This is a genomic window from Mycobacterium aquaticum (assembly GCF_002086485.1).
Taxonomy (GTDB): domain Bacteria; phylum Actinomycetota; class Actinomycetes; order Mycobacteriales; family Mycobacteriaceae; genus Mycobacterium; species Mycobacterium aquaticum.
Map to the genome: position 1 here is coordinate 15,077 of NZ_MVHF01000033.1, position 26,068 is coordinate 41,144.

Sequence of the window (26,068 nt, forward strand, 5' to 3'; positions counted from 1 at the left end):
GGTTCATCTTCCAACGAGCAGCCGGTGACGGATGGCGGTTTGGCCGGCGGCATCGATAACAGTGCCCGCCAGGGCGAGCGCGCCTTGCGCGATGGCCGCTTCGGCAGCCGGAGTGATGGTGGCAGCGGCGAACTCTGGTTGATGGTTGACCGCGGGCAGTGAGTCAATACCGATATACGGATGGATGGCGGGCAGCGTCTGCGACACGTTGCCCATGTCGGTGGACGCCCGCGCCATCATCGTGTCGGGCCCGGTCGCGAACCGCCGGCCCGCGGCGGTCGCGCGGCGCTCGTAGCAGGCGAGCAGCTCATCGTCGGTCCGGAACTCCGCGTACGGCTTGGATTCCGGGGTCACCGTGAGCTCGGCACCGGAGGCCAGGGCACCGGCTTCGAAGCAGCGCATCACCTTGGGCTCGATCTCGGCCAACTGCGCGAGCGTTTCGGCGCGCACGTACCACCGGCCCTCGGTGAGTTCGGCGATCGCGTTCGGGGCCTCGCCACCCCGGGTCATCATGCCGTGCACCCGTACCGACGACGGTAGTTGTTGACGCAGCAGCCCGATCGCGACCTGGGCGATGGTGAACGCATCGGCCGCGTTGATACCGCGTTCCGGGTAGGCGGCAGCGTGCGACGACTTGCCCTGATAGGCGATATGGCTGTGCGACACGGCAAATGGCCGAGCCCGCGCCACGTCGACCGGGCCGGGATGGACCATCGCGGCGGCGTGCAACCCGTCGAAGCCGTTGCGTTCCAGCAGTTCGATCTTGCCGCCGCCGCCCTCTTCGGCCGGGGTGCCGATCACCGACAGGGTCAGGCCCAGATCGTCGACGACGGGCGCGAGGGCCAGTGCCGCGCCGACGGTGATCGCGGAGATCAGGTTGTGCCCGCAGGCATGGCCGAGCCCGGGCAGTGCGTCGTATTCGGCGCATAGGGCGATGTGCAGGTCGCCGTTGCCGATCCGCGCCGCGAACGCGGTGTCCAGGCCGCAGTACTTCTCGGTGACGTCAAACCCGTTGTCCGCCAACGGCCCGGCGACACGTCCGGCGGAGCGGACCTCTTCCCAGGCGGCTTCGGGATGGTCGTAGAGGTCGCGGGACAGTTCGACCAGCCCGGCGTGGGCTGCGGCGACACCCTTGGCGACGGCGGCGTCGACGGTGGTCACTGGTCCCCCGGGACTCCGTAGGACGGTGCCTGTGTCGGGTCGACGCCACGTATCCGATAGTCGTTTTTCTGCGGCCGCCATAGCGCCCACAATGCGGCCAGATCACCGATGGGATCGTCGGAGTGATCGACCCGAAGGTCGGTCACGGGCCACGGGACATCTTCCACCACAAGCATTCCGGCGGAGTGCACCGGGCCGGCCTCGCCGCCGGCGGCCAGTGCCGCGCGCAGCCCGTCGAGCAGCCTGTCCTCGAAGGCCGCGGCGGTGCTGGTGGCGTAGCCGCCCAGCAATTCGGCGATCACCTTGGTGTCGGCGAGCAGGTTGCCCGCCGCCACGGCCTGATCACCCTCGAGGTGGGTGTGCACGCCGAGGCTGTTGGGCCCGGAGTGCACGGCGGTGTTGCCGTTGGCATCGACGACGGTCACCTGCCGGTAATCGGGGAACTTCTCTTGTGCCAGTGCGGCTTTGAGGGCGGCCTCGGCATCGAGTCCCCCGGCGAGCGAATCGAGCACGAGCGTCCCGAGGGCCGGGTTGGTGACGTTCTGCGACGCGACCACCCCAACCCCGGCCCGGGTGTGGGCGCAGCGCGATGCGACCGCGGGGCTCGACGACGAGATCACGATGCCGAAGGCGCCGGTGCCGGGATCGCGGGCGACAAGGGAGAACGTCATTTCGCCTCCCCGGAGATCACCGCGGTGGCGTCGATCTCCACGAGCCACTCGGGGCGGGCCAGAGCCTCGACCACCAAGCCCGTCGACACCGGGAAGACGCCCTTGAGCCAGCGGCCCATGACCCGGTACACGGTTTCGCGGTAGCGAATGTCGGTGAGGTACACGGTGACCTTGACGATGTCGCGCAGCGAGCTGCCTGCCTCATCGAGGAGCATCGCGATGTTGCTCATCGCTTTCTCGGTCTGCGCTTCGACGTCGCCGATGCCCACCGATTCCCGGGTTTCGAGATCCTGGCCGATCTGCCCGCGCAGGTAGACCACCCCGCCGGCGACGACGGCCTGGCACAGGTCATTGTCGAGGTTCTGTTCGGGATAGGTGTCCTTGGTGTTGAACGGCCGGATCCGAGTGTGGGTCGGTGTTGTGGTGTCGTTCATGACCACTGTCCTCTTTCCTCTTCAGGTCTGGTTGGCGGCTTTGTAGGCGAGGTAGTTGCGCTGGATCGCGATCTGGTCGGCGAGGTACTTGGCGTCGTGCCAGACGCCCCAGATGAAGCTGGAACCGCGCCGCGATTGCCACGGAAGTCCCAGGAAGTACACGCCGGGCTCCGTGGAGACGCCGCGCTGGTGTTTCGGTTTACCGTTCTCGTCGAACGCGTCGACCTGCAGCCAGCCGTAGTCGAACGCGAAGCCGACGGCCCAGATGATCGACGTGATCCCGGCGGCGGCGAAATCCAGCTCGAGCGTCGGATGGGTCATGCATTCCGGGTCGGGACCGAGAATCCGGGCCTGCGGTTCCTCGGGCAGGTCGAGACCGTTGCGGGCCACGTAGGCGTCGGCCTCGTCGAGCATCGACAGGTAGTTCGCGTCGCCGGCTTCGATGTTGTCCCGCAGATCGGGGGCGAAGCGCATGACACCGTTTTCGAACGCTCCGGCCATCCCCACCAGCGTGATCCCGCTGGCGGCCAGCGACCGGAAATCGACGGTGTGCCCGCCGCGCGCGCCGCTGACGGCGATGGTGACATGCTCGGCTCCGCGTGGCGGTGCGGCCATGTCCCACTTGCCGAGAACTCCGAGCCACCAGCAGAAGTCGCGGTTGCGGTAGCTGCGGGGCGGCCGGTCGTGCGGCCCGACGGCGAGGTAGACCTGCCGGCCAGACTGCTGCAATTCGTCGGCGATCTGCACACCTGACGATCCGGCGCCGATGACCAGTACGGCACCGTCCGGAAGCTGCTGGGGATTGTGATAGGCGCTCGAATGAATCTGGTGGATACCGGCGCTCTGGGGAACGACCGGCGGGATGACGGGCTTCTGGAACGCGCCGGTGGCCGCCACGACGTAGCGGGCCTCGATGGTGCCGTCGGAGGTCTGGGCGGTGAAGCCGGGCCTGCCGTCGTTCTTGCGGACCGATGTCACCTCGACGCCGGTGCGGATGGGCGCGTCGATCTTCTCGGCGTAGGAGACGAGATAGTCGGCGACCTGTTCCTTGCCGGCGAACCCGTCGGGGTCGATGTTGAATTCCTGGCCCGGGAAGCGGTCATGCCACGCGGGCCCGTTGGCCACCAGGGAGTCCCATCGCCAGGACCGCCAGCGCTCGGCAACCCGGTCACGCTCGACGACGAGGTGCGGAACGCCCTGCAAACCGAGGTGCTCGCTCATCGCGATACCGGCTTGACCCGCGCCGACGACGAGAACCTCGGTCTCTTGGCTCGACATCCCAACCTCCACTGCTCGGACAGAATCGCTCGTTGGAAACCATGATTCAGCCGCGCGCTGTATCTGTACAGCGCATATATTCGATCTAATTCATCTGAAAAAACGATCTGCAGCGTGGCAGCGGGGTTCGTGCGCGGGTAACGGTTCACCGGCCCGTCACCACGCGTTCGACGTGGCGCACAGCGCCGGGGCACGGTTTGGACCACCATCTTCAGGTGTGGGCACGAGACGTTTGACAGCACCCGGCGAGACCCCCGATACCGGGATCCCGACGGCGGTGGCCGCCGGCATGACGATGGCCGAGCAGTACGACTGGCATCAGGACTATCTTCGCAGGCACCGGGTGTCGCGACGGAACTTTCTGCGAGGCTCGGCAGCACTGGCGGCTGTCGCCGGTCTTGGTGCCTCTCCGTTCGGTCACCGCGCCTACGCCGCCGACGCACCGCTGACGGTGGCCAACCGCCGGGTGGGCTACGGCTCCGACGCGGCCAGTCAACTACGGTTCGCCGCACAGCTGTCGCGCAGTCCGGGCGGGTTGAAGGTCTTCGTCGATCACGGCCCCACGCCGGCGCTGGGGGCGACGGCCGAGGCAGAGGTCCGCAATTTGGTGACGCAGATTCCCGACAGCCGTGGGGGAGTGCTCGCCGCCGAGCAGTTCTACGCCCATGTGCCCGTCGACGGCTTGCCTGGACGAGCACCGCACTTCTATCGGTGGCGCACCGAAGACGGTTTCGTCAGCGACGTCCTGTCCGCGTCGACGGCCATGCCCAGCGCCCGCGATGCGCAGGTGCCATTCAGATTCACCATGATGGGCGACCAGGGGACCGACGACACCCCGGCGCTGCCACCGGGTCTGAAACCCGGCGATTACGACGACCAGTACTACAAGCCGGACAATGACCCGACCGTCGGACACACCGCCAACGTGTTGAACCAGATCGTCGCGTCTCGGCCGGATTTCCATGTGCTGGCCGGGGATATCGCCTACGCCGACCCGTCGGGTGCGGGTAAGCCGGGTACGTTCGTTCCCTCGGGTGGGGGCAACCCGCCGTCGGGATTCGACAAGTTCAATCCCTTCGTGTGGGACGTCTACTTCGGGTCGATCGAGCGCAGTGCCGCGACGACGCCGTGGATGTTCGCCACCGGCAATCACGACATGGAAGCCAGCTACCCGGTGCACGGGTACGCCGGCCACCTGGCCCGGCTCGATTTTCCGGGCAACGGCCCCAAGGCCTGCCCTTCGGTGTACTCGTTCGTGTACGGCAACGTCGCGGTGCTCTCATTGGACGCCAACGACGTCAGCTATGAGATCAAGGCGAACACCGGTTACTCGGGCGGGGCCCAGAACAGCTGGGTGGAACGCACATTGGCCGCGCACCGGGCCGATCCCAACATCGATTTCATCGTCTGCTTCTTCCATCACTGCGCCTATTCGACGACGGATTCGCACGCCAGCGACGGCGGAGTCCGCGCGGCCTGGGTCGGATTGTTCGACCGCTACCGGGTGGATCTGGTGCTGCAGGGGCACAACCACGTCTTCGAGCGGACCGATCCGATTCGTGGCGGCAGCCCTACGCGGGCCGCCGAGGACAACGCCGTCGTCTACCCCGACACCGACGGCACGGTGTACTACACCGTGGGTTCGGGCGGGCGGCCACGCTACAACTTCCAGCCCGGCGAATCGGAGAGTTATCGCGGGCACCCGATAGCCGACACCTTTGTGCCCAACAGCTATGTCTGGGATGCCAACGGAGACAAGCAGCCTGAGGGCGTCGCGTGGTCACGCGTGCGGTTCCGCAACTACGCGTTCATCCGCGTCGACGTCCGGCCCGGGACGTTCGTCAGCGAGATGGATGTCGTCGCCGTCGACGAATACGGCAACGAACTGGACAAACTCACCTACCGTCGGCAGCCGTCGTAGCCTCGGGCATATGGCGAAACTCGCACCACCATCGGCAAACGGCATCGCGCGATTCGGTCGGGCAGCCTGGTTTTTCGGCAATGCCTACGAGGCGGTCGTCGGTGTGCCCCAGCTTATCGCCGGTGCCGGGAGACGCCCGGGGATCATCGGGACCGGCAGCCCGGCGCCCTATTACGCGCCCATCACACCGGCGGCCATGGGCGGAACCTCGGTGGTGCTGCACCGCGGCTGGCAGGGCGGCGCCGATCACCGGACTGTCGTCGCCGCGGCCGCATCGCTGGCCGGCGCGCTCGGCTTGAGCACCTATCTCATCCGGGGCATCAACATCCCGCTCCTCAAAGGAGAAATCGCTCCAGAGGTGCAGTCGCATCTGATCGCCCGCTGGCATCGGCTAAACGTGATGCGGCTGGGGTTGCTGATCGCCACCGAGGTGTTGGTCCGGCGCGTCGAGTCGGCGTCAACTCAACGTTAGAGACCGGCAAGCTGCGGCAGCGTGAGGTGCGCGATCAGGAAGTAGATGAGCAGGCCGGTGCCGTCGACGATGGTGGCGATCATCGGCGCCGAGACCACCGCGGGATCCACCCGCACCTTCTTGAGCAGCGGTGGTAGCACGGTCGCCACCAGTGCCGACCACATCACGATGGCCGCGACGGTGACCGAGACCGTGATGGTGACCTGCGCGCCGACGCCGAGGGTCCACGCGCGGACGACGGCCGCGGCGGCCATCGTCACCGCGACCAACGCGCCGGTCGACATCTCTTTGAGCAGTGCGCGTGGCAGATCACGGAACCGCATCTGGCCGGTGGCCATGGCCCGGACCAAGGTGGTGGTGATCTGGGTGCCAGTGTTGCCGCCCGTCCCGATCAGAAGCGGTATGAAGAACGCGAGCGCGACGACCGCCTCCAGCTCGTCCTCGAACGCCCGAAGTACCGTGCCGGTGTAGGCCTCGGCGACGAAGAGCACCAACAGCCAGACAATGCGCTTGCGCCACAGGCGAATCGGCGACGCACGTAGGTACGGGACCTCCAGCGGGGCCGAGCCGCCCTGGCGTTCGGCGTCTTCGGTGGCCTCCCGTTCCAAGATGTCGGCGGCGGCGTCGGCCGTCAGGACACCGAGCAGCTTCCCCCGCTCGTCGACGACGGGCAGCGCTGTCAGATCGTGGTCGACGAGTAGTTGTGCGGCGTTCTCCGCATCGTGACTCGACCGCACCGACACGGGATGGTCGTCGATCAACTCGTGCACGGGCTGATCCGGCTCGGCGAGCACCAGATCCCGGAAACCGACGACCCCGATGAGCTGTCGATCGACGTCGGTGACATAGATGTATCCGCCGGCTCGGATCTTGCCGCGCATCTGGTTGGCCTGCTCACGGACCGCGTCCTCGGCCGCTGCCGCGGAAAGCGCGCCGTCGATCGTGAACAGTTCCGGAAGCATATGTGCTGCAACAGAGTTCGGTGCATAACGCAACAGGTTGCGCAACGTCTCCGCGGTCGCCGGGTCGACCTGCGCCAGCACTGCGGTGCGTTTGGCCTCGCCAAGCTTGCGCAGGATCTCCGCACTCTCGTCGGAGTCCATGGCGCCGAGGAATGCGCCCGCCTGTGCGAGATCCGCCGACCGGATGACGCGCGCAGCCAGGTCGACGTCGATCGATCCCAGTAGTTCGGGCCCGGTCGTCGCATCGAGCAGCGCCACGAATCGCGCGATCTGTGCTTTCGACATCGCGCCGACCTGCCGGCTGCGCTCCGCCGGGCCCGCCGAGTTCAGCCACTCCTGTATCGCCTCCGGCGAGTCCAAGGCACTGGCGCGCAGCGGCAGAATGCTCAGGACACCCAGATCGACACCGGACCTCGTCATGGCACTCCTCCGCTGACATCGGTCGTGATCCCGCTAACGCACGGCGACGTCACTATAGGCTGCGGTGGTCGGTGCAATCGGCTCAAATGGGATGAACGCGCGCCCGCGAACCACTTTCACAGTGCGGTGGCAGTTTGGAGGAAGAATTCATGAAGATCGGTATCGTCATCGGCTCGATCCGGGAAGGCCGCAATGGCAAGGCCGTCGGCGACTGGGTTGCCAAGAGCGCGGCGCAGCGCGCCGACGCGGATTTCGAGGTACTGGATCTCAAGGAGTTCGACGTTCCACTGCTGACCTCGGCGACCGTGCCGGCCACGGCGCAGAAGCAATACGAATCGCCGAACGTCTCGCGCTGGAGCCAGGCGATCGACGCGTGTGACGGCTTCGTCTTCGTCACCCCGGAATACAACCACGGGGTCCCCGGTGCGCTGAAGAACGCCGTCGACAGCCTCGGCTCCGAGTGGTTCAGCAAGACCATCGGGTTCGTGTCCTATGGCGCCGACGGAGGTGTTCGTGCCGTAGAGCAGTGGCGGCAGATCGTGGCGAACTTTCAGATGCTCGATGTTCGCGCTCAGGTGGCGCTGTCACTGTTCCAGGACTTCGGTGCCGACGGGTTCGCGCCGCTTGAGCGACGCGACAGCGAATTGAGCGTTCTGTTCGACCAACTGATCAGCTTGACCGGCAAGGTGATTGCGTAGCCTCGCGGTCCTTACACCGGGGTGCAGATGACGGCCAGCGCGTCGTTGACCGCGTCGACCCCGACGGAACCGATGCGCTCGGCGAGGCGGCGGCGCAACTCATCTCGTGCTGAGGCGGGCAGCGTCAGGTGGTTGGAATAGGTGAACACCAGATTGAGCCAGTCCTCGGTGGTGTAGTGCAGCTGCTCGACGACGTTGCGATTGTCCACCGTGAATCCGCCGTCCTCGATGAGCGCGGTCACTTCGGCCAACCGGGTGGCATCGACGATCGAGCTGCGCTCGTCACCGAGATAGTCGGAATAGATGTCGTCGAAGTCGGCCCACGTCGGTGACTTCGGCACGATCCGGTTCGACAACAACACCAGCCGCCCACCGGGATTGAGGATGCCCCGGACCTTGGCCAGTGCGGGACGGGGCTGGACCCAGTGAAACGACTGGGCGAACACCACCAGATCGAATGTGCGCGAGCCGGGCTCCCAGTCCTCGAACGTCGCGATCTCGGCCGTGACTCCCTTGCCTGCCGCGACCCCGGCCATCCGCGAGTCGGGTTCTACTGCGAGAACCGTTGCGCCGGCGCGGATCAACTGAACCGATGCGATCCCGGTACCCGCCCCGACGTCGAGCGTCGCAAGCCCCGCAGCCGTGATCAGATCGGCGATCAGCGCCTGCGGATAACGTGGCCGGTACCGGTCGTAGTCGTCGGACGCCGCACCGAACGATTCCGCCCGCCTGCGGTCAGCGTGGAGTTCTGCCATGCCCTCACTCTAAGAGCGGGTCACCGCTTCGTGTTCAGGCGCGAGAGCGCGGCGATGGTGAGGGCCTCGACTCCGGTGGACAGCGTGGGCTCGAGAACCGGTGCGAACAACGGCGAGTGGTTGGTCGGAACCGGCCGGCCGGTGCGGGCCGACTCGTCGTAGGTCTCCTGCGGATAACCGCCCCAGAACCAGAACGCCGTCGGCACACCCGCGGTGGTGCCGAAGAGGCTGACATCCTCGCTCGCGGCGACCGGCTGGGGATTCTCGATGACGTGCTCCGCGCCGAAGTGTCCACGGAACACCGCGGCGAGTTGCTGCATGACGGTGTCGTCGACGACCGTTGCCGGGAAGCTGTGCGTGGTGGTGAGCGCGGGCTCCTTGTGGGCGCCGGAGGCCGTGGCCTCAGCCTGGGCGATCCGGGTGATCGAGGCCAGAGTCTTGCTGCGCACGGTCTCGTCGAAGGTGCGGACATTGATCCCGAGTTCCGCATCGTCGGGAATGATGTTGTCTTTTGTCCCGGCGTGCAGGTAGCCGACGGTGACCACGGCCGGGTCGAACGGCGACACCTCGCGTGACACGATCGTCTGTAGCCGCTGCACGACGTTGGCCGCCATCACCACCGGATCCACGGTGGACTCCGGTTGAGAGCCGTGCCCGCCGTGGCCGAACAGCTGCAGCTTCAGGGAGTCGGCAGCAGCCATCACCACCCCAGATTTGTACACGATGACCCCCGCGGGGATCGGGCCGACGTGTTGGCCGAGGACGACGTCCGGGCTGGGAAACCGGTCCAGAATGCCGTCGGCAATCATGGCCGCGGCGCCGCCGCCGATTTCCTCTGCCGGCTGGAACACCGCGACCACAGTGCCTGACCAGTGCTTCTTGGTCTCGGTCAGCAACTGCAGAGTGCCGACGAGCACAGTGGTGTGCATATCGTGCCCGCACGCGTGCATGACCGGGACATCCTTGCCGTCGGGGTTGGTGGCCCGGGCCGTACTCGCGTACGGCAAACCCGTCTGTTCCTGCACCGGAAGGGCATCGAAGTCCGCGCGCAGCCAGACGACCGGGCCGGGACCGTTGCGCAGGACTGCAACGACACCCGTGCCGCCGACGCCTGGGGTCACCTCGAGGCCGAGCGGGGCGAGCGCCTCCCAAACCTTCTCCGCCGTGCGGTGCTCCTGGAAGGACAGCTCGGGGTGTGCGTGCAAGTCGCGATAGAAATCGGCGAGCCCGCCGCCCAGCCGGTCGGCCCAGTCCTTCGGCAAATCGATCGTCATGTCGTCCTCCCGGTCGGTGCCGGATCATCGTAGGCCCCGAACCTGTGCGCCGATAGCGTGAATCGAGCCAATGGCCTATCGAAACACCGTGCACTGTAACCAGTTTCAGTGCGCCGCTACACCAATGGTCCGCCAGATCATGTCGAGCACCTGGGTGCGCCGGTCGATGGGCCACGGTTGGCCCGCGTCGAATCCGGATACGACGACGCCGTCGACGAACACGCCGAGCAGATCGCATGCGATCTCGGGGTTGGCCACTTGTGCACCCTGCAGCAGTTGCATCAGCCGACCGTTCCACCACTCGTTGAACCCGTCGAGTTCGGAGCGCAGTTGTGGTTGGCGGCCCGCCGCCATCACGAGTGCCAGCCAGAATCTGTGGGTCCGTTCGTCGGGGCCGAGAATCGCCCATTCGATGAACGAGCGCAGGGCCTCCGCTCCGTCGAGGTCCCGGGTTGCGGTGTCGGCGTCGGCCTGTCTGCTGGCCAGTTCCCGTTGGATGGCGTTGTGCAACAGTTCATCTCGACTGCCGACATAGTGCGTGACGACGGAGGTCGATGCGCCGGCGCGGGTGGCGACCGCACGGATGGTGACGGCCTCGAAGCCCGATTCGGACGCGATAGCGATGACGGTGTCCTCGATCTCGGCGAGTCTGGCGGCGTGATCGACGCGGCGGGGCATTGCGCAATTCTAAACTATCTGCAACTGTTGTTGTACAACATATGTTGCATAAAGGGAGTGGTGAATGGCGGATGTCGACGTGGTGGTGGTCGGAGCGGGTTTCGGAGGGCTGATCGCGGCCCGGGACTTGCGGCGGGCAGGCGCGAAGGTCCGGGTGCTTGAGGCCGCCGACCGGGTGGGCGGCCGCGCGATGACGGTGAACTCGGCCGCGGGCACGCCCGTCGACCTCGGCGGTCAGTGGATCGGCCACGACCACGTCAAGATGCAGGCGCTGGCCGCGGAGTTCGGAATGGCGCTGTATCCGACCCACACGGGCGGCAGGCTGGCGATCCGCGAGAACGGGCGCGACATCTCCTTGTTTTCGCTGACCACGGTGGCGGCGGCCGCCGCGCTGGTGCGGCTGGCGGTCGTGGCCCCCTTCGGTGTCGGGATGCGCGACGACCGGCTGTTTTCCGACTGGCTCGCCACGGTGTCACCACGGCGGGCTCGGCGGGTGGTCGACATCGTGATGGGTGAACTGACCTCGAACGATCCCGACGCGCTGTCGGTCGCGGCGATTGCCGCGTCGATCAGGTCCGGGGGCGGGCTGCGCACCATGGTCACCGATGCGGGCGGCGCCCAGGAGGCGTTGCTCTCATGCGGTGCCGGTGGGCTTGCTGCGGCCGTTGCCGAGGATTTGGATGATGCGGTCATGCTGAACTGCAGGGTTCGGGAGATCGTCCGCGACGACGAGGGTGTCGTCGTACGGACGACGTCCGGGGACTCGGTGCGGGCCCGCCACGTCGTCGTCGCGGTCGCGCCGCCGGTGGCCGCTTCGATCACACACAGCCCGGCCCTGCCTGCGTCGCGGGACCGGGCGCAGCGGGAGACGTTCATGGGCACGATCTACAAGGCGGTCGCGGTCTACGAGTCGCCGTTCTGGCGTGCCGCAGGGCTGCGTGGCCAGTTCCTCGATCTCGACGGCCCGGTGTCGAGCGCCTTCGACATCTCACCTCCTGGTGGACCGGGACACGTGTGCGTGCTGATGCCCGGTGGACATGCCCGTGCCCTGAGCGCGCTCGACGAGGATACGCGGCGCGAGACGATTCTCGGCGGGTTGGCGGCGAACCTCGGGGAGGCCGCCCGCTCACCGCTGAGTTTCCACGAAAAGTCATGGCATGACGACGAATTCGTCTTGGGTGGGTACAACGCCTTTCCCCGTCCAGGGGCGCTGGCAGTGCTGGATGGGGCGTTCGCGCCGGTAGGCCGCGTGCACTGGGCGGGAACCGAGAGCTCGCCGGACTACAGCGGATACTTCGAGGGTGCGGTGCGGTCGGGAGAGCGGGTCGCGCGGGAGGTCGTCGCGATGCTGTGACGCTCCGCCGTGCCGGTCTCAGTCCTTCACATCGCAGATCACGACGGGAATGTCCCGAGTCGTCCGCTTCTGATAGTTCGCGTATCCCTGGTACGACGCGACGATCTTCGGCCACAGCTCGGCCTTCTCGTCGGGACTGGCGGTGCGGGCGTGCACCTTGAGACGCTCCCCGTTGATCACCAACTCGGCGTCGGGGTGCGCCTGCAGATTCCGATACCAATCAGGGTGGCGGTCGTCACCGCCCTTCGATGCCACGAGCACCACCCGCTTGCTGTCGTGCACCGGCGTCGTCAGAAAGCAGGACCGGGGCTGGCCGGACTTGCGCCCGACGGTGTGGAGCTCGACCAACGGCATGCCGAAAGGTTGTGCCAGCAAGCGTTTTCCGCTGACCGTGAGGACAAACCGGTGCGCGAGATTCATCAGTTTGGCGCCGCTGTCCTTGAGCGTATTGCTGTTCATCGCGTGTTCTCATTCTGGTGTAGGGCATCCGAAGCCGTCTGCACCGAGCCTAATGGGAGTCGACCGGAGTTTCGCCGCACCATCAGCGACAACTTCAGAACTCTTACATACCACCATGTCTCGGTCCCCAGGCGAGGCCTATCCGCGGTTGCCTGGAAAGGTCGACGGGGTCAACTACCAACAGTAAATGAAAACCATTATCATTAAGGCGTGTGGATCGCCTCATTGCTCACGGGTTCCGTTTACGCGCCTGATCGACGCGCCGCGCTGGTATGGTCCGTTCGAGCCAGTCGTGCCCAACCCGGTTGGGTCAGGGAATCCGGTGAGAATCCGGAACTGACGCGCAGCGGTATGGAGGACAGGCGGAGCAACGGCCACTGGTCCCCGCGGACTGGGAAGGCGCTCTGTCTGGATGATTCCGAGTCCGAAGACCTGCTGGCTCGGGCCTCGCCGCCGCACTTCGGCGGGAGACCCGACCATCGGACGGACTCCGCGATCGGGTCCAGGATCGGAAGGCTTTGTGTTGTCTGAGCGCACACGCGTCATATCCGTTGTCTTGCTTGCCATGTCGTTGCTGGCTGGCTGCAGCTCTTCAGTAGGTGGGACCACTCCCGCATCCCGCGGCGAAACCGCGGGCTATCCCGTCACCGTGCAGAACTGTGGGCGCACGGTCACTGTGAAAACACCGCCACGACGCGCCGTCTCGATCAATCAGCCGGCCACCGAGCTGCTGCTGACCCTGGGACTGGCCGACCGCATGGCCGGCAGCGCATCGTGGAGCGACGAGGTACGTCCCGAGCTTGCCGCCGAGAACGCCAAAGTGCCGGTTCTGAGCCGGGATTTCCCGTCGCTGGAACGCGTGCTGAAAGAGAAACCCGACTTCGTCTATGCCACGTTCGACTGGTCTTTCACCGACCAGGGCGTGGCCCCGCGAGACCGATTCGAGAGCTTCGGTGTGCCGACCTACCAATCCTCGAGCGAATGCGGTGGGCAGGACGCCCCACAACAGCGGGCGCTCAGGCTCGACGACATGTACGCAGAGATCACTGACGTGGCAAAGATATTCGGTATCGAGGAGCGGGGTGATCAGCTGATCGCGTCACTGCGAAAACGAAAGGCTGCCGCGGCCGACGGCCTCAAGGCCGACGGCGTAACGATGATGTGGTGGTACGCGGGCACCAAGACTCCCTACATCGCAGGGTGCTGCGGAGCACCGGGGATCATCACGGCTGAACTCGGGGCTCGCAACGTATTCGACGACAATCGGCAACTATGGCCTGAGATCTCATGGGAGGCCATCCTGCAACGCGATCCCGACGTGCTCGTCCTCGCCGATTTGACCCGCGGTGATGACGGGGACAGCGCGGCCGCCAAGATCCGATTCCTGGAAACGGACCCGGCCGCCAAGCGGTTGTCAGCGGTGCGGGAACGCCGGTGGATCACGCTGCCAGGGACCGCGATGGACCCCTCACTGCGCAACGTTGACGCGATCGAGACCGTCGCGTCAGGGCTCCGGTCCCTCGGGGTGGCGGGCAAATGAGCGGGGCGGAGTCCGCGGACGTTCTTCTGGCATCGTGGGACGAGCAGCAGGCCGCCTATATCGCCGACCGGGAGAGCCGATTCCGCATCATGGTCGAGTTGTTGGAGCTGGCCTGCGGTGATCGCCCCGTCGTCGTCGACTTGGCTTGCGGGCCAGGGTCATTGACCAAACGGGTGCTCGATGCGCTGCCCAATGCCAGGGTTCTGGCAGTCGACCACGACCCGCTGCTCCTCGACATCGCGACCCGCGCATTGCGTCCCGTCTACGGGGACCGGTTGACGGTCCTCGACGCCGATCTCGATCGCGAGAGCTGGCCGGTTATGGTCACCGAAGCACTCGGCGGCAGCACTCCTGATGCCTTCGTGTCGACGACAGCCTTGCACTGGCTCATGCCCGACGCCCTGTTGCGGGTTTACTCGGCCGCAGCCACCTTGCTGGCGAGCGGCGGGATCCTGCTCAACGGCGACCATTTCCGCTTCGACGGCCGGTCGCAGGCACTCGGGCGCCTTTCGGCGGCTCATGACGAAGCGACTCAGCGGCGAGCGCACCGGGCCGGCGCACCGAACTGGGACTCGTGGTGGCAGGCGGCGCGGGCACAGCCCGGCGCTGCGGTGCTCGCGGCGGTTCGCGACGAGCGGTTCGCCGAACGTCCCGCGCCGCCGTCGACGGCCGTTGACTTCCACGTATCGGCATTGGCGCAAGCCGGTTTCACGGAGGTGGGAACGGTGTGGCAACTGCTCGACGACTATGTCGTGCTCGGCATGAAGTGAGCGCTCGGTCGGCGTTGCGTAGCCGCGAGATGTTGCTGCTTGTGCCGATCGCTGTCGGCGGTCTCCTGTTCTCCATCCTGGCAGCGATCCTGATCGGACCCGCTGACATCGGTGTGCGCGACGTGTACGCGGTTATTGCACAACATCTTTGGAACGACAGTGCGGAGATTGCGCTGATCGACGACGGCATCGTGTGGGAGCTCCGGCTGCCACGCGCCCTGCTGGCCTCGATATGCGGTGCCGGCCTGGCCATCTGTGGGGCGGTTCTGCAGTCGATGATGCGCAATCCGCTTGCAGACCCCTTCATGATGGGTATCTCCTCGGGCGCCTCGACCGGGGCCGCGCTGGTGCTGGTCACCGGCATCGGCGGTGCGCTCAGCTTGTCTGCTGGTGCATTCGCCGGAGCGCTGACTGCGTTCGTCCTCGTGCTGATCCTCGCGGCAGCCGCCGGCGGTGGGGAGGATCGCGTCGTGCTCGCCGGAGTCGCAGGCACTCAACTGTTTTCGGCTATCACTTCATTCATCGTGTTCTCGTCTGCCGATGCCCAGAAGACCAGGGGAGTGCTGTTCTGGCTGCTCGGCTCGCTCGGCGGTGCCACCTGGGATCAGGTTGCGCTGTGCGCTGCGGCGTGCGTGGTGGGCGTCGCCTTGTGCTGGACGCAGTCCGACGCGTTGGACGCGTTCGCGTTCGGGCATGACGCGGCGGCCTCACTCGGGGTGTCGGTCACACGGGTGCGCATTCTGCTGTTGGTCACGACGGCGTTGCTTACCGCGGTCCTGGTCAGCGCGGCGGGCGCGATCGGGTTCGTCGGCCTCGTGTTGCCGCACGCTGCGCGGATCATTGTCGGTCCTGCTCATCGCAGGCTGCTCGTCGTCACGGCACTGGCCGGTGCGATCTTCCTGGTCTGGATCGACACGGTGGCACGCACCGTGTTCGCCCCTCAGGAGCTGCCGGTCGGGGTGGTAACTGCACTGGTCGGCGTGCCGATATTCGTGCTTCTCCTCGCGCGCAGGAAGTGGTCCTGATGGCGCCAGTCGACTCGATCGTGGCCGACGCCGTCAGCTGGTCGGCGGGCGGTCGACTGATCATCGACGGGGTGTCGCTGGTGCTGGGAGAAGGTGAGACGCTCGGCCTGCTCGGGCCGAACGGTTCGGGCAAGTCGTCATTGCTGCGCCTGCTCGCCGGGCTGCGGCGCCCTACCGGCGGTGCGGTGCTACTCGACGGCCAATCGCTCGGCGGTCACCGCCGCCGGACACTCGCGCAGCGCATCGCCGTCGTCGAGCAGCAGGCCAGCACCGGTGTCAGCCTGACTGTCGAGCAGATCGTGCGGCTGGGCAGGATTCCGCACCACAGCGTGTGGTCTGGTGCCGCCGAAGCAAACGACAGTGCGGTCGAGCGCGCCCTTACTCAGACTGCTACGGCGCACATGCGGAACCGGGATTGGCACACGCTGTCGGGCGGCGAACAGCAGCGCGTGCAGATAGCCCGGGCACTCGCCCAGGAGCCGCGGGAACTGCTGCTCGACGAGCCGACCAATCACTTGGATATCCGGCATCAGCTCGAATTGCTCGCGCTGATCCGCGATCTGCCTGTGACCGCGGTCGTCACACTTCACGATCTCACCCTTGCCGCCTTGTTCTGTGACCGGCTCGTCGTACTCGCCGACGGTCGCGTAGCCGCGGCCGGGACGCCCGCCGCGGTTCTGACACCTGCGCTGATCTCTTCTGTTTACGGCGTTGACGTCAATGTCATCGCCGATGGGGCGGGCGCTGGACGACCGGCTGTCCACCTCCTGCCGCCGCGCCGCTGAGATGGCCGCCGGGCAATCGTCGTGTCGTCAGGCCACGCGGCTCCGCGACGGCTGAGCCAACCCGTTCATCCAGCCTGCGTACAGCGAATTGCCAGGAATCGCAGGCTATTTCGATAACTCACCGGATGCCCGGGGTACGCGTACGGTCACATCGGGGGGCTTCGTGTAGATGGGAGATGGCGATGGAACATCGTCACCAGAATCGTCGCCGTGTCATGGTCGCCTGCGGCGGCGGGCTCGTGGTGCTGGGCATGTTCACCGCGGCGTGCGGTGGGAAACAAGCGCCGTCCGGTCCCACGACAACGACGACCACGACAACGACGACCACGACAACGACCACCCCGCCTGCACCGCCGCCCACAGCCCCCGCGTCACCGACGGAGAAGAGCATCACTCCTGGCGGCGGCAACCTGTTCACACCGACAGTGCTTGCGCCGCCTGCACCGACCGAACCGCCTGGTGTGCATCGCAATCACTGAATCGCGCGGCAGTGCTCAGCCGGCCATGGTGAGGCCGCCGCTGACGCTGAGTACCTGGCCGGTGATGTAGTTCGAGTGTTCGGACGCGAAGAACAGCACGGCGTCGGCGATTTCGGCCGGCGTCGCCAGCCGTCGGAACGGGATGGCGCGGATCAGTCCGTCGCGCACCTTCTCCGGCAGCGATGCGAACAGCGGTGTGTCGGTCGGGCCAGGGCACACGCAGTTGACGTTGACGTGGTGCCGCGCCATCTCGCGGGCCAGGGACTTGCTGAAAGCGATCAGCCCACCCTTGGTCCCGGCGTAGACGGTCTCGCCCAGAGATCCCACGCGTCCGGCATCACTGGCGATGTTGACGATTTTGGCTTTCGCCTCCGCTGCGAGGATCGGTTCGAGGAAGGCCCGGGTGAGCCGGACCGGGCCGAGGAAATTCACCGCGACGAGCGACTCCCACAGGGCATCTTCGTTGGACATGAAGGGTTCGACGCGGTCGAAGCCTGCGGCGTTGACGATGATCTGCGGGATGCCATGGGCAGCGACGACGGTGTCCCGCAGGGCGGTGATCGCAGCGGCGTCGGCGAGATCGATCACATGGGCCGTGGCCATTACGCCGATGCCGGCGACCGTGTCGGACAGGCCATGTGGATCGCGGTCGACGGCGATGACCTTCGCGCCCGCGGCGCTGAGCCCGACGGCGACGGCCCGGCCGATTCCCGAAGCCGCGCCCGTCACGACCGCGGTCTTGTTGTCGAGTCGCATATTGCCCTCCTGCCGGCTGCGGGTGCTGCCTGAGCATCACTATCGAACCGGGACGCCAGAAAAGTCAACCGCACGGTCGATTATTGACCCACTAGGTCGAATTGCCCTAGCTTTGGTTCAGTCAGGATGCGTGGCCCGCACACGAGACGGAGAAGACATGAACCTCAACGACTACCGGCAACTGGCACTGAGCCGCCGGGCCAACGGGGTCTTGCTCATCACCATCGACCGGCCGGAGAAATACAACGCGGCCGACGAGGAGATGCATGCCGAACTGGCCGCCATCTGGCGCGACGTCTCCAGTGACAAGGAGACCCGCGTCGCGGTGATCACCGGTGCAGGCAAGGCTTTCAGCGCGGGCGGCGACTTGGCCATGGTGCAGCGGATGGCCGGTGACTACGAGCGGGTTTCGCACATGCTCGGGGAGATGAGCGACCTGGTCTACAACATGATCAATTGCGACAAGCCGATTGTGTCAGCCATCAACGGCGTGGCGGTGGGAGCCGGCGCGGTAGCGGCGTTGCTCGCCGACATCGCCATCGTCGCCGAGGACGCCCGGATCGGCGACGGGCACGTCAAACTCGGTGTGGCCGCCGGTGATCACGCCGCCATCATCTGGCCGCTGTTGGCCGGGATGGCCAAGGCCAAGTACTACCTCATGACGGGGGAGATGGTCACCGGCGTCGAAGCCGAACGCATCGGGTTGGTCGCCAAAGCCCTTCCGCGCGAACAGGTTCTGGACGAGGCCTTGAGGATCGCGGATGGACTCGCGGCTGGTGCCCAGCAAGCCGTCCGGCTGACCAAGCGGTCGCTGAACAACTGGCTGCGGCAAGCCGGTCCGGTCTTCGATCAATCGGCGGCCTACGAGATGCTCACGTTCCTCGGGCCCGATGTGGTCGAGGGATACACCGCGCTTCGTGAGAAGCGGGCTCCGCAGTTTCCTTCCGCCCAGTCCTGAGGCAGAGCGCGGCTCAGTCGAAGATGCGCAGCGCGCGGTCCACGATCGCGGCGCGCAACTCGGTCCGATCGCCCTCGTGAGTTCCCGGCCGTATCCACACCGAGGACTGGTTGAGGATCCCGTGCAGGCATTGCAGCGCGACATTGACGTTGGGGCAGGTGAATTCGCCGCTGGCGATACCCTGCTCGGCGACCTTGCGGAACACCGCGTCGTGCCTACGACGCATGTCCTTCATCGGCTCCTCGAAAACCCTCGGCCAGCTGCGGGGCCAGGAGAAAACCGTCGCCACCTCGGGTGCGGTTTCGGTCAGGATGAGGATCTGCTCATCGATCAGCGCTGCCAGGTGGTCCCGCGCAGGCACGTCGCCGAGGGTCTCTTCACGCGCGGCGAGACGCTGGAGAACCTCCTGCGTGAGCGACTCCAGAGCCGCGGCGACCAGCTCATCCTTTGACGAGAAGTAGTGGTACAGCGTCGCTTTGGCGATATCGGTCTGCTCCGCGACGCCTTCGAGGCTCATCCCCTGGTAACCGGATTCGGTCAGGATCCGGGTGGCGGTCCTGACGATCTCGGCCTTACGGCGGTCGCGACGCCGGGCCACGCGGCTGGACCCTGTCACTGGCTCAGCGCCCATACGGCGATCGCTCCCTCGGCACTCCGCACGGTTGATCGACGCCATCCTAGCGAAAGCGCCCCGCGTGTTCGGTAAACCGACCGAGTGGCCGAACAGTCGACCCGGATCCCAGGACGGGCTACCCGCCTTGGGGGTGCGTTGCCTGGCCAGCGGCCGTGGAAGTGCCCGCTCCGAGGTGGCTGGCAGCGTAGGCAGCCGCCTGGTCGGTCATCCCGTTGTCGGCGTACTGGTTGTGTGCGGAGTTGTCGCCGCCGGTCGGTGAGCACACCGGATCCTCGGGGATGCACAGGTCGAGAGTCTTGGGCGCGTACTGGGCGCCGACCTTGATCGGCGGGGCGCCGGTGTAGATCATCTGCAGGAACCCGCTCGACGGTTTACCGAAAAGAGCAACCGTGGCGACGTGGTCGACGACCGAAGCCGGCATCGGACCGCTGAGTCCGGGCGGCAGGGCGAAGCCCGCCGGGACGGCGTCGGCGGTGATGTAGGCCGCGACGGCGGCGCCCTGCGAGTAGCCGCCGAGCACCATCTTGGTGTTCGGGCATGCGTTGGCGACATCGCGGACCTTGTTGCTGGCGTCGACGACACCGTCGGCGGCAGTCGCGAAGTCAAGGGACGCCGGATAGTTGACCGCATAGACGTCGACGGATTTGCCCGGGGTCTTCGCTCGCAGGGAATCGACGAAAGCCTCACCGACCCGGCCGACGCCGGGAGGTTCGAACGTGCCCCTGGCGAACACCACCTGCACGTCAGGACACGACTCCGCGGATGCCTGCGCCGCCACGGCGAGCGACCCCGCCGCCACGAACGGTGCAACGGCAGCGACAACCAACCAACGATGGATTCGGTTCATGCGACAACCCCCAACCCTCGACTCGCAAACTCGCGGAAGCGCCGTTGGCCCCACAATTCACGCCAAGCAGATACCCAGCATTCTTCCATCCGAATCGGTTCGCCGATGTGATGTGGAACACGGACCGCTCAGTCCATTCGGCCGACATCCACCAGGCGCAGCATCGCGGTCCCTGCTTCGTCGGACTCTTCGAGGTCCACTTCGACGTCGAATCCCCAGTCTCGGTCACCCGCCGGGTCGTCGAGGATCTGCCGTACCCGCCACACACCGGGCTGCCGGTCGAAGATCAGCATCGCGGGGCCGCGCGCGTCGGAGCCGGTGCCGACGTCGGAATGTTCGGCGAAGTACTCCAGGCCGACCTCTTCCCATCGCTGCGCGGACCAGCCCGCGTCGCCGTCGAGCTCGCCGAGCTCGTCCCAGCGTCGCCTGGCGAACAGCTCGACCCGACGGAACAGTGCATTGCGGACCATCGCGGTGAAGGCACGTTCGTTGCCGGTCAGCGGGCGCGGCCGGGCCGGTGTCGCGACTGGCGCGTCGTGGGGTTGGTCGGGATCGGTGAGCTGCTCCCACTCATCGAGCAGGCTTGAATCGACCTGCCGGACAAGCTCGCCGAGCCACTCGACGATGTCGATGACCTCGTCGGTGCGGGCGGCGGCGGGGACACCGGAGCGCAGGGCTTTGAACGCGTCGGACAGATAGCGCAGCACCGCACCCTCCGAACGCGTCAGCCCGTAGCCGCTGACGAACTCCCGGAACGTCATGGCGCGCTCCCACATCTCGCGCACGATCGACTTGGGCGACAGCCGGCCGTCCGCGGCCCACGGGTTGGTACGCAGATAGACGTCGAAGGCGTGGTTGAGCAGCTCTTCGAGCGGCTTGGGATAGCTGATGTCGTCGAGCAGTTCGATGCGTTCGTCGTACTCGATGCCGTCGGCCTTCATCTGCGCGACGGCCTCGCCCCTGGCCTTGTTCAACTGTGCGGCCAGGATCTGGCGCGGATCCTCCAGCGTGGCTTCCATCACCGAAACCACGTCCAGCGCATAGGTTTCCGACGCAGGATCGAGCAAGTCGATCGCGGCGAGCGCGAACGTCGACAACGGCTGGTTCAGTGCGAAGTCGGGCGGCAGGTCGACCGTGAGCCGGTACCGGCGACCATCGGAATCGGGCTCGTCGAGGCGCTCGAGCACGCCGGCCTGCAGCAGTGAGCGGGCGATGCCGACGGCCTCCCGGATCAGCCGAAGCTGGCGCTTGCGCGGTTCGTGGTTGTCCGTGAGCAGCCGTCGCATCGCCACGAAGGGATCGCCGGGGCGGTCGACGACATCCAGGATCATGGCGGTCGACACCCGCATGTTGCTCGTGAGCGCCTCCGGCGGAGCACCGACCAACCGGTTCATGGTGGCCTCGCTCCACGGCACCATGCCCTCGGGAACCTTGCGTCGCACCAGCTTTCGGCGCTTCTTCGGATCGTTGGCGACCTTGGCGAACTGCTTGAGGTTCTCCACCTCATGATCGGGCGCCTGCACGACGACAGTGCCAACGGTGTCGTAGCCCGCCCGTCCGGCCCGGCCCGCGATCTGGTGGAACTCACGGGCACTGAGCAATCGGGTCCGCGTGCCGTCGTACTTCGACAACGCCGAGAACACCACAGTCCGGATCGGCACGTTGATGCCGACACCGAGGGTGTCCGTGCCGCAGATGACCTTGAGCAGGCCGGCCTGGGCCAGCTGCTCCACCAGGCGCCGGTACTTCGGCAGCATGCCGGCGTGGTGCACGCCGATGCCGTGCCGCACCAGCCGCGACAGCGTCGACCCGAATGCCGACGTGAAACGGAACCCGCCGATGGCGTCGGCGATCGCGGCCTTCTCCTCCTTGGTGCTCACGTTGACACTCATCAGTGCCTGCGCGCGTTCGAGCGCCGAGGCCTGGGTGAAATGCACGACGTAGACCGGAGCCTGCTTGGTGTCGAGCAGATCCTGGATGGTCTCGTGCATCGGTGTCGTCGCGTACGAGTAGAACAGCGGCACCGGCCGCTCGGCGCCCGCGACCAGCGCTGTCGGACGACCGGTGCGCCGGGTGAGATCCTCGCGCAGGAACGTGACATCGCCGAGCGTGGCCGACATCAACAAGAACTGGGCACGTGGCAATTCCAGCAGCGGCACCTGCCACGCCCAGCCGCGGTCAGGGTCGCCATAGAAGTGGAACTCGTCCATCACCACCAGGCCGATGTCGGCCTGCGCGCCTTCCCGCAGCGCGATGTTGGCGAGCACCTCCGCCGTGCACGCGATGATCGGGGCCTCTGAGTTGACCGCCGCGTCGCCGGTCAGCATGCCGACGTTGGCCGCGCCGAACACGTCGCACAGCGCGAAGAACTTCTCACTGACCAGGGCTTTGATCGGCGCGGTGTAGTAACTGCGCCGGCCTGCGGCCAACGTCGCGTACAGCGCCCCGGTGGCCACCAGCGACTTGCCCGAGCCGGTCGGAGTGGCCAATACCACGTTTGCCCCGCTGACCAGCTCGATCAGCGCCTCTTCTTGCGCCGGGTACAGCGCGGTGCCATTGGCCTCGGCCCAGGCGGCGAAGTCGGTGAACAGCGTGTCGGGATCAGCGCTTTTGGCGCGCAGTGCGGACAGATCGCCGGGGTCATCGAGGAGCGCAGTGGTCATCGTGGTGACAAGCGTGCCTTAGCACGGGGCGGCTCCGTGCGGCAGGTCCGTCAGGCGTCGTCGAGCATGTCGTGCAGGAACTGGCCGCCGTGAACCGCCGCCAGCAGTGATCCCTCCGCAGCGCGATTGGCGATGAACAGCATTTCGTCACCGGCCTCGAGGACATCCTCGGGCTGCGGCAGGATGACCTGCGAACTACGGACCAAACTCACCAAGGCGGTATTCGACGGAAGGTCCAACTGGTCGACACGCCGGCCGACGAGCGGGTTGGCTGCGGGCAAGGTCAGTTTGGTCAGCTCGGCCCGGCCGCCTCGCAGGCCCATCAACCGCACCAGGTGGCCGATGTCGATGGCGCCTTCGATACCCGCCACCAGCGCACCCGGCGTCGACACCGCTACGTCGATACCCCAACTCGGGCCGAACAGCCATTGGTTACTGACGTCGTTGATGCGGGCGACCACCCGCGGCACGCCGAACTCGCTTTTGGCGAGCAGTCCGATGACGAGATTGGCCTTATCGTCGCCCGTCGCGGCGATCAGCACGTCACAGGTCTCGATTCCGGCTTCCTCGAGCGCACTGATCTCGCACGCGTCGGCCAGCAACCAATCCGCTTCAGCCGCTGTCTCCGGCTCGAACTTCCGCCGCTCCCGCTCGATGAGCAAGACCTTGTGGCCATAACCGAGCAACTCGCCCGCAACGGATCGCCCGACGTTGCCCGCGCCGGCGATCGCGATTCGCATCTTCCGTTCCGCCACCCGGTTATTTTTGCGCATGCACCGGGCCTCACCGCAGGCTTCGGTACTGATTTACTTTCACGTTGATGAGCTTGCAACAGTTGTACCTGGCCTTGTTGATCGGAGGCCTCGTGCTGCTCGCAAGCATCATCGGCACGCGCGTCGCGACGCGCGTGGGGTTTCCCAGTCTGTTGCTGTTCCTGTTGGTCGGCGTCGTTCTCGGTGAGGACGGCATCGGGCTGCACTTCGACAACGTCGAACTCGCCAGGAACGTCTGCACTGCCGCGCTCGCGGTGATCCTCGTCGAGGGCGGTTTGACCACGCGCTATGCCGACATCCGCAAGGTGCTGGCGCCCGCGGCGTCGCTGGCGACGGTCGGGGTGCTGATCAGCACGGTGATCACGGCGGTGGGCGCCCACGTGCTGCTGCACATGGATTGGCAGCTATCCCTGCTGCTCGGGGCGATCGTGGCCTCCACCGACGCGGCTGCGGTGTTCTCGGTTCTGCGTGTGCTGCCGCTACCGCGGCGCCTCGCAGGCCTGCTCGAGGCCGAATCCGGGTTCAACGACGCACCCGCGGTCATCCTCGTGCTGATGTTCAGCGTGGTGCCCTTCATCCTCGAACCGGAGGGCGCGATCGCCGAAATTGCCTACGAGCTGGTGGTGGGTGTCGCGCTCGGCCTGGCGGTCGGACTGCTCGGCGCGATCGCGTTGCGGCGCATCGCACTACCGGCTTCCGGGCTGTACCCGATCGCGACCTTCGGGTTGGGGCTCGTCGCGTTCGCGGCGAGCGGTAGCGCCCATGCGAGCGGGTTCATCGCGGCCTATCTGGCCGCGGTCGTGCTCGCCAATTCGGGCCTGCCCCACCGGTCGGCGACCCGGTCCTTCGCCGAGGGACTCGGCTGGCTGGCGCAGATAGGTCTGTTCGTCCTGCTCGGCTTGCTGGTCAACCCGCACGAACTGGCCGACGACGTGATCCCGGCGATCGTCATCGGCCTCGTGTTGCTGTTGGTCGCCCGCCCGTTGTCGGTCCTGGGAGCACTGATCGGGTTCCGCATTCCGCTGCGGGAGCAGCTCTTCCTGTCGTGGGCCGGGCTGCGCGGCGCCGTGCCGATCGTGCTGGCCACCTTCCCGATCGTGGTGGGCGTGGCGGACAGCCACCGGCTGCTCAACATCGTGTTCGTGCTGGTGGTGATCTTCACGCTGGTGCAGGCGCCGAGCCTGCATTTCGTCGCTCACCGGCTCGGTCTGGTCACCGCCGAGTCCACCCGCGAGATCCAGGTCGAAGCGGCCCCACTGGATGTCCTCGACGCGGAACTGCTCACCATGACCGTGCAGCCGTCATCGCGTCTGCACAACGTCACGATCCTCGAACTGCGCCTGCCGTATCCCGCGGTGATCACGCTGATCGTGCGCGACGGAAACACCTTCGTCCCGTTGCCCGACACCCGCATCGAGGTCGGCGATGAACTCCTGATCGTCACGACCAGCAAAGTCCGCCCGGCTACCGAAGCTCGGCTGCGGGCGGTCAGCCGCCGCGGCAAACTGGCCCACTGGTTCAACGAATACGGTCTGCTGGAGTGAATCAGGTGCGCACGTTGATATGCCGTGCGGCCCACTGCGCACCGAGCTGGATCAGCCCGGACTGCTGGTATCGGACGTGCGCGTCGAAGTCCCGGCCCAGTGAGCAGATGGGGTCGTTGGTGTTGCACAGGTCGGCGGTTCGTGCGCCGAAGTCCGGGCTCATCCGCGTCAAGGGCTGGCCGAGCCGCGCCGACGGGTTGCCGAAGACGACGATCGACGCGATCCGGGGGACGACGGCGGCCGGCAGCGGCGCGTTGTAGCCGAGGCCTGCGACGGGAGAGGTGGCGACGACATCGACGACAGCCGCACCCTGCGAGTAGCCCCCGAGCACGATCTGCGTTTTCGGACACTGGGACGCCGTGGTCTGGGCCCGCTTGCTCATATCGGTGGCCCCAGCCGCGGCCTTGAGAAAATCCCACGACGCGGGGTACTGGACGGCGTAGGTACCGACCGTCGAGCCCTTGACCATGGGACGCAGCGTGTCCACGAACGCCTGGCCGACCGCGCCGATACCCGACGGCTCGTCGGTGCCGCGCGCAAAGATCACTTCGACGTCGGAGCACTTCGGTGCGGCAGAGGCGACCGCGGGCGTGACCGCGCATGCTGAAGTGGCCAACACAGCGGCGGCGACGGCGAAGTGGATGCTGGGGCGCCGAGATGTCGTGCCGACCGGCATGATTCTCCTCGACGTGTACCGGATCGGCCCTTTGCAGATCCTTTCCCAATAACCACTTTTACCACTCTGTCAACAGGCCGG

At 66.5% G+C, this 26,068-nt stretch carries 26 protein-coding genes and 1 riboswitch; of the genes, 10 read left to right on the forward strand and 16 right to left on the reverse strand.

What is annotated here, in order from left to right:
• Positions 1-3 precede the first annotated feature (3 nt).
• From BST13_RS26190 to BST13_RS26205, 4 genes are read right to left on the reverse strand one after another with little or no spacing between them, the layout of a single operon-like run.
• Complete coding sequence (locus BST13_RS26190) at positions 4-1,161, reverse strand: M20 family metallopeptidase (RefSeq protein WP_083167097.1); 1,158 nt, start codon at positions 1,159-1,161, stop codon at positions 4-6.
• On the reverse strand, positions 1,158-1,832 hold the full coding sequence (locus BST13_RS26195) for a DUF1028 domain-containing protein (RefSeq protein ID WP_083167100.1): 675 nt from the start codon (positions 1,830-1,832) through the stop codon (positions 1,158-1,160). The genes BST13_RS26190 and BST13_RS26195 overlap by 4 nt, the downstream gene beginning before the upstream one ends.
• Positions 1,829-2,266: a RidA family protein gene (locus BST13_RS26200; RefSeq protein WP_083167102.1), complete on the reverse strand. Its 438-nt coding sequence runs from the start codon at positions 2,264-2,266 to the stop codon at positions 1,829-1,831. Before BST13_RS26200 ends, BST13_RS26195 begins: the two co-directional genes overlap by 4 nt.
• Before the next feature lie 21 nt (positions 2,267-2,287).
• Positions 2,288-3,544 carry a flavin-containing monooxygenase gene (locus BST13_RS26205; RefSeq protein WP_083167105.1) on the reverse strand — a complete coding sequence of 419 codons (1,257 nt, stop codon included), beginning with the start codon at positions 3,542-3,544 and terminating at the stop codon, positions 2,288-2,290.
• 289 nt (positions 3,545-3,833) lie between these two features.
• Here BST13_RS26205 and BST13_RS26210 point away from each other — a divergent pair, with 289 nt between their 5' ends.
• Positions 3,834-5,465, forward strand: coding sequence for a metallophosphoesterase (locus BST13_RS26210; RefSeq protein WP_245839807.1), 1,632 nt, complete (start codon positions 3,834-3,836; stop codon positions 5,463-5,465).
• A 10-nt stretch (positions 5,466-5,475) separates the two neighbouring features.
• On the forward strand, positions 5,476-5,937 hold the full coding sequence (locus tag BST13_RS26215) for a hypothetical protein (RefSeq protein ID WP_083167110.1): 462 nt from the start codon (positions 5,476-5,478) through the stop codon (positions 5,935-5,937).
• On the opposite strand, the gene mgtE is transcribed toward BST13_RS26215, so the two are convergent.
• On the reverse strand, positions 5,934-7,289 hold the full coding sequence (mgtE, locus tag BST13_RS26220; RefSeq protein ID WP_425437057.1) for a magnesium transporter: 1,356 nt from the start codon (positions 7,287-7,289) through the stop codon (positions 5,934-5,936). The genes BST13_RS26215 and mgtE overlap by 4 nt on opposite strands.
• A 179-nt stretch (positions 7,290-7,468) precedes the next feature.
• Between mgtE and BST13_RS26225 the strand changes: the two genes are divergently transcribed.
• Complete coding sequence (locus tag BST13_RS26225; protein ID WP_083167115.1) at positions 7,469-8,017, forward strand: NADPH-dependent FMN reductase; 549 nt, start codon at positions 7,469-7,471, stop codon at positions 8,015-8,017.
• A gap of 11 nt (positions 8,018-8,028) precedes the next feature.
• Here BST13_RS26225 and BST13_RS26230 read toward each other — a convergent pair whose 3' ends face one another.
• The 3 genes from BST13_RS26230 to BST13_RS26240 all read right to left on the reverse strand — a co-directional run bounded on the left by BST13_RS26230 (position 8,029) and on the right by BST13_RS26240 (position 10,724).
• On the reverse strand, positions 8,029-8,772 hold the full coding sequence (locus BST13_RS26230) for a class I SAM-dependent methyltransferase (protein ID WP_083167118.1): 744 nt from the start codon (positions 8,770-8,772) through the stop codon (positions 8,029-8,031).
• Positions 8,773-8,792: 20 nt separating this feature from the next.
• Entirely contained in the window at positions 8,793-10,046 is a 1,254-nt protein-coding gene (locus tag BST13_RS26235) for a M20 family metallopeptidase (protein WP_083167120.1), read from the reverse strand.
• 105 nt (positions 10,047-10,151) lie between these two features.
• Positions 10,152-10,724 (reverse strand): TetR/AcrR family transcriptional regulator, encoded by a 573-nt coding sequence (locus BST13_RS26240; protein ID WP_083167123.1) that lies wholly within the window; start codon positions 10,722-10,724, stop codon positions 10,152-10,154.
• Positions 10,725-10,788: 64 nt separating this feature from the next.
• On the opposite strand from BST13_RS26240, the gene BST13_RS26245 reads away from it, so the two are divergent.
• A complete protein-coding gene (locus BST13_RS26245; protein ID WP_083167125.1) occupies positions 10,789-12,078 on the forward strand; it encodes a flavin monoamine oxidase family protein in 1,290 nt (429 codons plus the stop codon).
• 18 nt (positions 12,079-12,096) lie between these two features.
• Here BST13_RS26245 and BST13_RS26250 read toward each other — a convergent pair whose 3' ends face one another.
• Positions 12,097-12,537 carry a nitroreductase family deazaflavin-dependent oxidoreductase gene (locus BST13_RS26250; RefSeq protein WP_083167128.1) on the reverse strand — a complete coding sequence of 147 codons (441 nt, stop codon included), beginning with the start codon at positions 12,535-12,537 and terminating at the stop codon, positions 12,097-12,099.
• 270 nt (positions 12,538-12,807) lie between these two features.
• A riboswitch (cobalamin riboswitch) is annotated at positions 12,808-12,991 on the forward strand.
• Between the two features lie 111 nt (positions 12,992-13,102).
• On the opposite strand from BST13_RS26250, the gene BST13_RS26255 reads away from it, so the two are divergent.
• The 4 genes from BST13_RS26255 to BST13_RS26270 are packed head-to-tail and all read left to right on the forward strand — an operon-like array spanning position 13,103 to position 16,657.
• A complete protein-coding gene (locus BST13_RS26255) occupies positions 13,103-14,077 on the forward strand; it encodes an ABC transporter substrate-binding protein (RefSeq protein ID WP_083167131.1) in 975 nt (324 codons plus the stop codon).
• On the forward strand, positions 14,074-14,847 hold the full coding sequence (locus tag BST13_RS26260) for a class I SAM-dependent methyltransferase (protein ID WP_083167133.1): 774 nt from the start codon (positions 14,074-14,076) through the stop codon (positions 14,845-14,847). The genes BST13_RS26255 and BST13_RS26260 overlap by 4 nt, the downstream gene beginning before the upstream one ends.
• Positions 14,848-14,876: 29 nt before the next feature.
• Positions 14,877-15,872: a FecCD family ABC transporter permease gene (locus BST13_RS26265; RefSeq protein ID WP_083167153.1), complete on the forward strand. Its 996-nt coding sequence runs from the start codon at positions 14,877-14,879 to the stop codon at positions 15,870-15,872.
• A complete protein-coding gene (locus BST13_RS26270) occupies positions 15,872-16,657 on the forward strand; it encodes an ABC transporter ATP-binding protein (RefSeq protein WP_083167245.1) in 786 nt (261 codons plus the stop codon). Before BST13_RS26265 ends, BST13_RS26270 begins: the two co-directional genes overlap by 1 nt.
• 193 nt (positions 16,658-16,850) lie before the next feature.
• On the opposite strand, the gene BST13_RS40450 is transcribed toward BST13_RS26270, so the two are convergent.
• Positions 16,851-17,048: a hypothetical protein gene (locus BST13_RS40450; RefSeq protein ID WP_211296185.1), complete on the reverse strand. Its 198-nt coding sequence runs from the start codon at positions 17,046-17,048 to the stop codon at positions 16,851-16,853.
• Positions 17,049-17,151: 103 nt separating this feature from the next.
• Positions 17,152-17,892, reverse strand: a complete 741-nt coding sequence (locus BST13_RS26280) for an SDR family NAD(P)-dependent oxidoreductase (RefSeq protein WP_083167156.1) — start codon at positions 17,890-17,892, stop codon at positions 17,152-17,154.
• Positions 17,893-18,049: 157 nt separating this feature from the next.
• Here BST13_RS26280 and BST13_RS26285 point away from each other — a divergent pair, with 157 nt between their 5' ends.
• Positions 18,050-18,850, forward strand: coding sequence for an enoyl-CoA hydratase/isomerase family protein (locus tag BST13_RS26285; RefSeq protein WP_083167158.1), 801 nt, complete (start codon positions 18,050-18,052; stop codon positions 18,848-18,850).
• 13 nt (positions 18,851-18,863) lie between these two features.
• Here the strand turns inward: BST13_RS26285 and BST13_RS26290 are convergent, their stop codons facing one another.
• From BST13_RS26290 to BST13_RS26305, 4 genes are all read right to left on the reverse strand, one after another.
• Positions 18,864-19,481, reverse strand: coding sequence for a TetR/AcrR family transcriptional regulator (locus BST13_RS26290; RefSeq protein ID WP_083167161.1), 618 nt, complete (start codon positions 19,479-19,481; stop codon positions 18,864-18,866).
• A gap of 118 nt (positions 19,482-19,599) precedes the next feature.
• Entirely contained in the window at positions 19,600-20,331 is a 732-nt protein-coding gene (locus BST13_RS26295; protein WP_083167163.1) for a cutinase family protein, read from the reverse strand.
• 128 nt (positions 20,332-20,459) lie between these two features.
• A complete protein-coding gene (locus BST13_RS26300; RefSeq protein ID WP_083167166.1) occupies positions 20,460-22,994 on the reverse strand; it encodes a DEAD/DEAH box helicase in 2,535 nt (844 codons plus the stop codon).
• A gap of 50 nt (positions 22,995-23,044) precedes the next feature.
• On the reverse strand, positions 23,045-23,734 hold the full coding sequence (locus BST13_RS26305) for a potassium channel family protein (RefSeq protein ID WP_083167250.1): 690 nt from the start codon (positions 23,732-23,734) through the stop codon (positions 23,045-23,047).
• Positions 23,735-23,814: 80 nt separating this feature from the next.
• Between BST13_RS26305 and BST13_RS26310 the strand changes: the two genes are divergently transcribed.
• Positions 23,815-25,311 carry a potassium/proton antiporter gene (locus BST13_RS26310; protein WP_083167168.1) on the forward strand — a complete coding sequence of 499 codons (1,497 nt, stop codon included), beginning with the start codon at positions 23,815-23,817 and terminating at the stop codon, positions 25,309-25,311.
• A gap of 1 nt (position 25,312) precedes the next feature.
• Here the strand turns inward: BST13_RS26310 and BST13_RS26315 are convergent, their stop codons facing one another.
• A complete protein-coding gene (locus tag BST13_RS26315; RefSeq protein ID WP_083167171.1) occupies positions 25,313-25,987 on the reverse strand; it encodes a cutinase family protein in 675 nt (224 codons plus the stop codon).
• Between the last annotated feature and the right edge of the window lie 81 nt (positions 25,988-26,068).

Coding starts and splice junctions, on each gene's coding strand:
- BST13_RS26195 (WP_083167100.1), bottom strand. CDS start 1,832: ATGACGTTCTCCCTTGTCGCCCGCGATCCCGGCACCGGCGCCTTCGGC.
- BST13_RS26200 (WP_083167102.1), bottom strand. CDS start 2,266: ATGAACGACACCACAACACCGACCCACACTCGGATCCGGCCGTTCAAC.
- BST13_RS26205 (WP_083167105.1), bottom strand. CDS start 3,544: ATGTCGAGCCAAGAGACCGAGGTTCTCGTCGTCGGCGCGGGTCAAGCC.
- BST13_RS26210 (WP_245839807.1), top strand. CDS start 3,834: ATGACGATGGCCGAGCAGTACGACTGGCATCAGGACTATCTTCGCAGG.
- BST13_RS26215 (WP_083167110.1), top strand. CDS start 5,476: ATGGCGAAACTCGCACCACCATCGGCAAACGGCATCGCGCGATTCGGT.
- BST13_RS26225 (WP_083167115.1), top strand. CDS start 7,469: ATGAAGATCGGTATCGTCATCGGCTCGATCCGGGAAGGCCGCAATGGC.
- BST13_RS26230 (WP_083167118.1), bottom strand. CDS start 8,772: ATGGCAGAACTCCACGCTGACCGCAGGCGGGCGGAATCGTTCGGTGCG.
- BST13_RS26235 (WP_083167120.1), bottom strand. CDS start 10,046: ATGACGATCGATTTGCCGAAGGACTGGGCCGACCGGCTGGGCGGCGGG.
- BST13_RS26240 (WP_083167123.1), bottom strand. CDS start 10,724: ATGCCCCGCCGCGTCGATCACGCCGCCAGACTCGCCGAGATCGAGGAC.
- BST13_RS26245 (WP_083167125.1), top strand. CDS start 10,789: ATGGCGGATGTCGACGTGGTGGTGGTCGGAGCGGGTTTCGGAGGGCTG.
- BST13_RS26250 (WP_083167128.1), bottom strand. CDS start 12,537: ATGAACAGCAATACGCTCAAGGACAGCGGCGCCAAACTGATGAATCTC.
- BST13_RS26255 (WP_083167131.1), top strand. CDS start 13,103: ATGTCGTTGCTGGCTGGCTGCAGCTCTTCAGTAGGTGGGACCACTCCC.
- BST13_RS26260 (WP_083167133.1), top strand. CDS start 14,074: ATGAGCGGGGCGGAGTCCGCGGACGTTCTTCTGGCATCGTGGGACGAG.
- BST13_RS26265 (WP_083167153.1), top strand. CDS start 14,877: ATGTTGCTGCTTGTGCCGATCGCTGTCGGCGGTCTCCTGTTCTCCATC.
- BST13_RS26270 (WP_083167245.1), top strand. CDS start 15,872: ATGGCGCCAGTCGACTCGATCGTGGCCGACGCCGTCAGCTGGTCGGCG.
- BST13_RS40450 (WP_211296185.1), bottom strand. CDS start 17,048: ATGCTCTTCTCCGTCGGTGACGCGGGGGCTGTGGGCGGCGGTGCAGGC.
- BST13_RS26280 (WP_083167156.1), bottom strand. CDS start 17,892: ATGCGACTCGACAACAAGACCGCGGTCGTGACGGGCGCGGCTTCGGGA.
- BST13_RS26285 (WP_083167158.1), top strand. CDS start 18,050: ATGAACCTCAACGACTACCGGCAACTGGCACTGAGCCGCCGGGCCAAC.
- BST13_RS26290 (WP_083167161.1), bottom strand. CDS start 19,481: ATGGGCGCTGAGCCAGTGACAGGGTCCAGCCGCGTGGCCCGGCGTCGC.
- BST13_RS26295 (WP_083167163.1), bottom strand. CDS start 20,331: ATGAACCGAATCCATCGTTGGTTGGTTGTCGCTGCCGTTGCACCGTTC.
- BST13_RS26300 (WP_083167166.1), bottom strand. CDS start 22,994: ATGACCACTGCGCTCCTCGATGACCCCGGCGATCTGTCCGCACTGCGC.
- BST13_RS26305 (WP_083167250.1), bottom strand. CDS start 23,734: ATGCGAATCGCGATCGCCGGCGCGGGCAACGTCGGGCGATCCGTTGCG.
- BST13_RS26310 (WP_083167168.1), top strand. CDS start 23,815: ATGAGCTTGCAACAGTTGTACCTGGCCTTGTTGATCGGAGGCCTCGTG.
- BST13_RS26315 (WP_083167171.1), bottom strand. CDS start 25,987: ATGCCGGTCGGCACGACATCTCGGCGCCCCAGCATCCACTTCGCCGTC.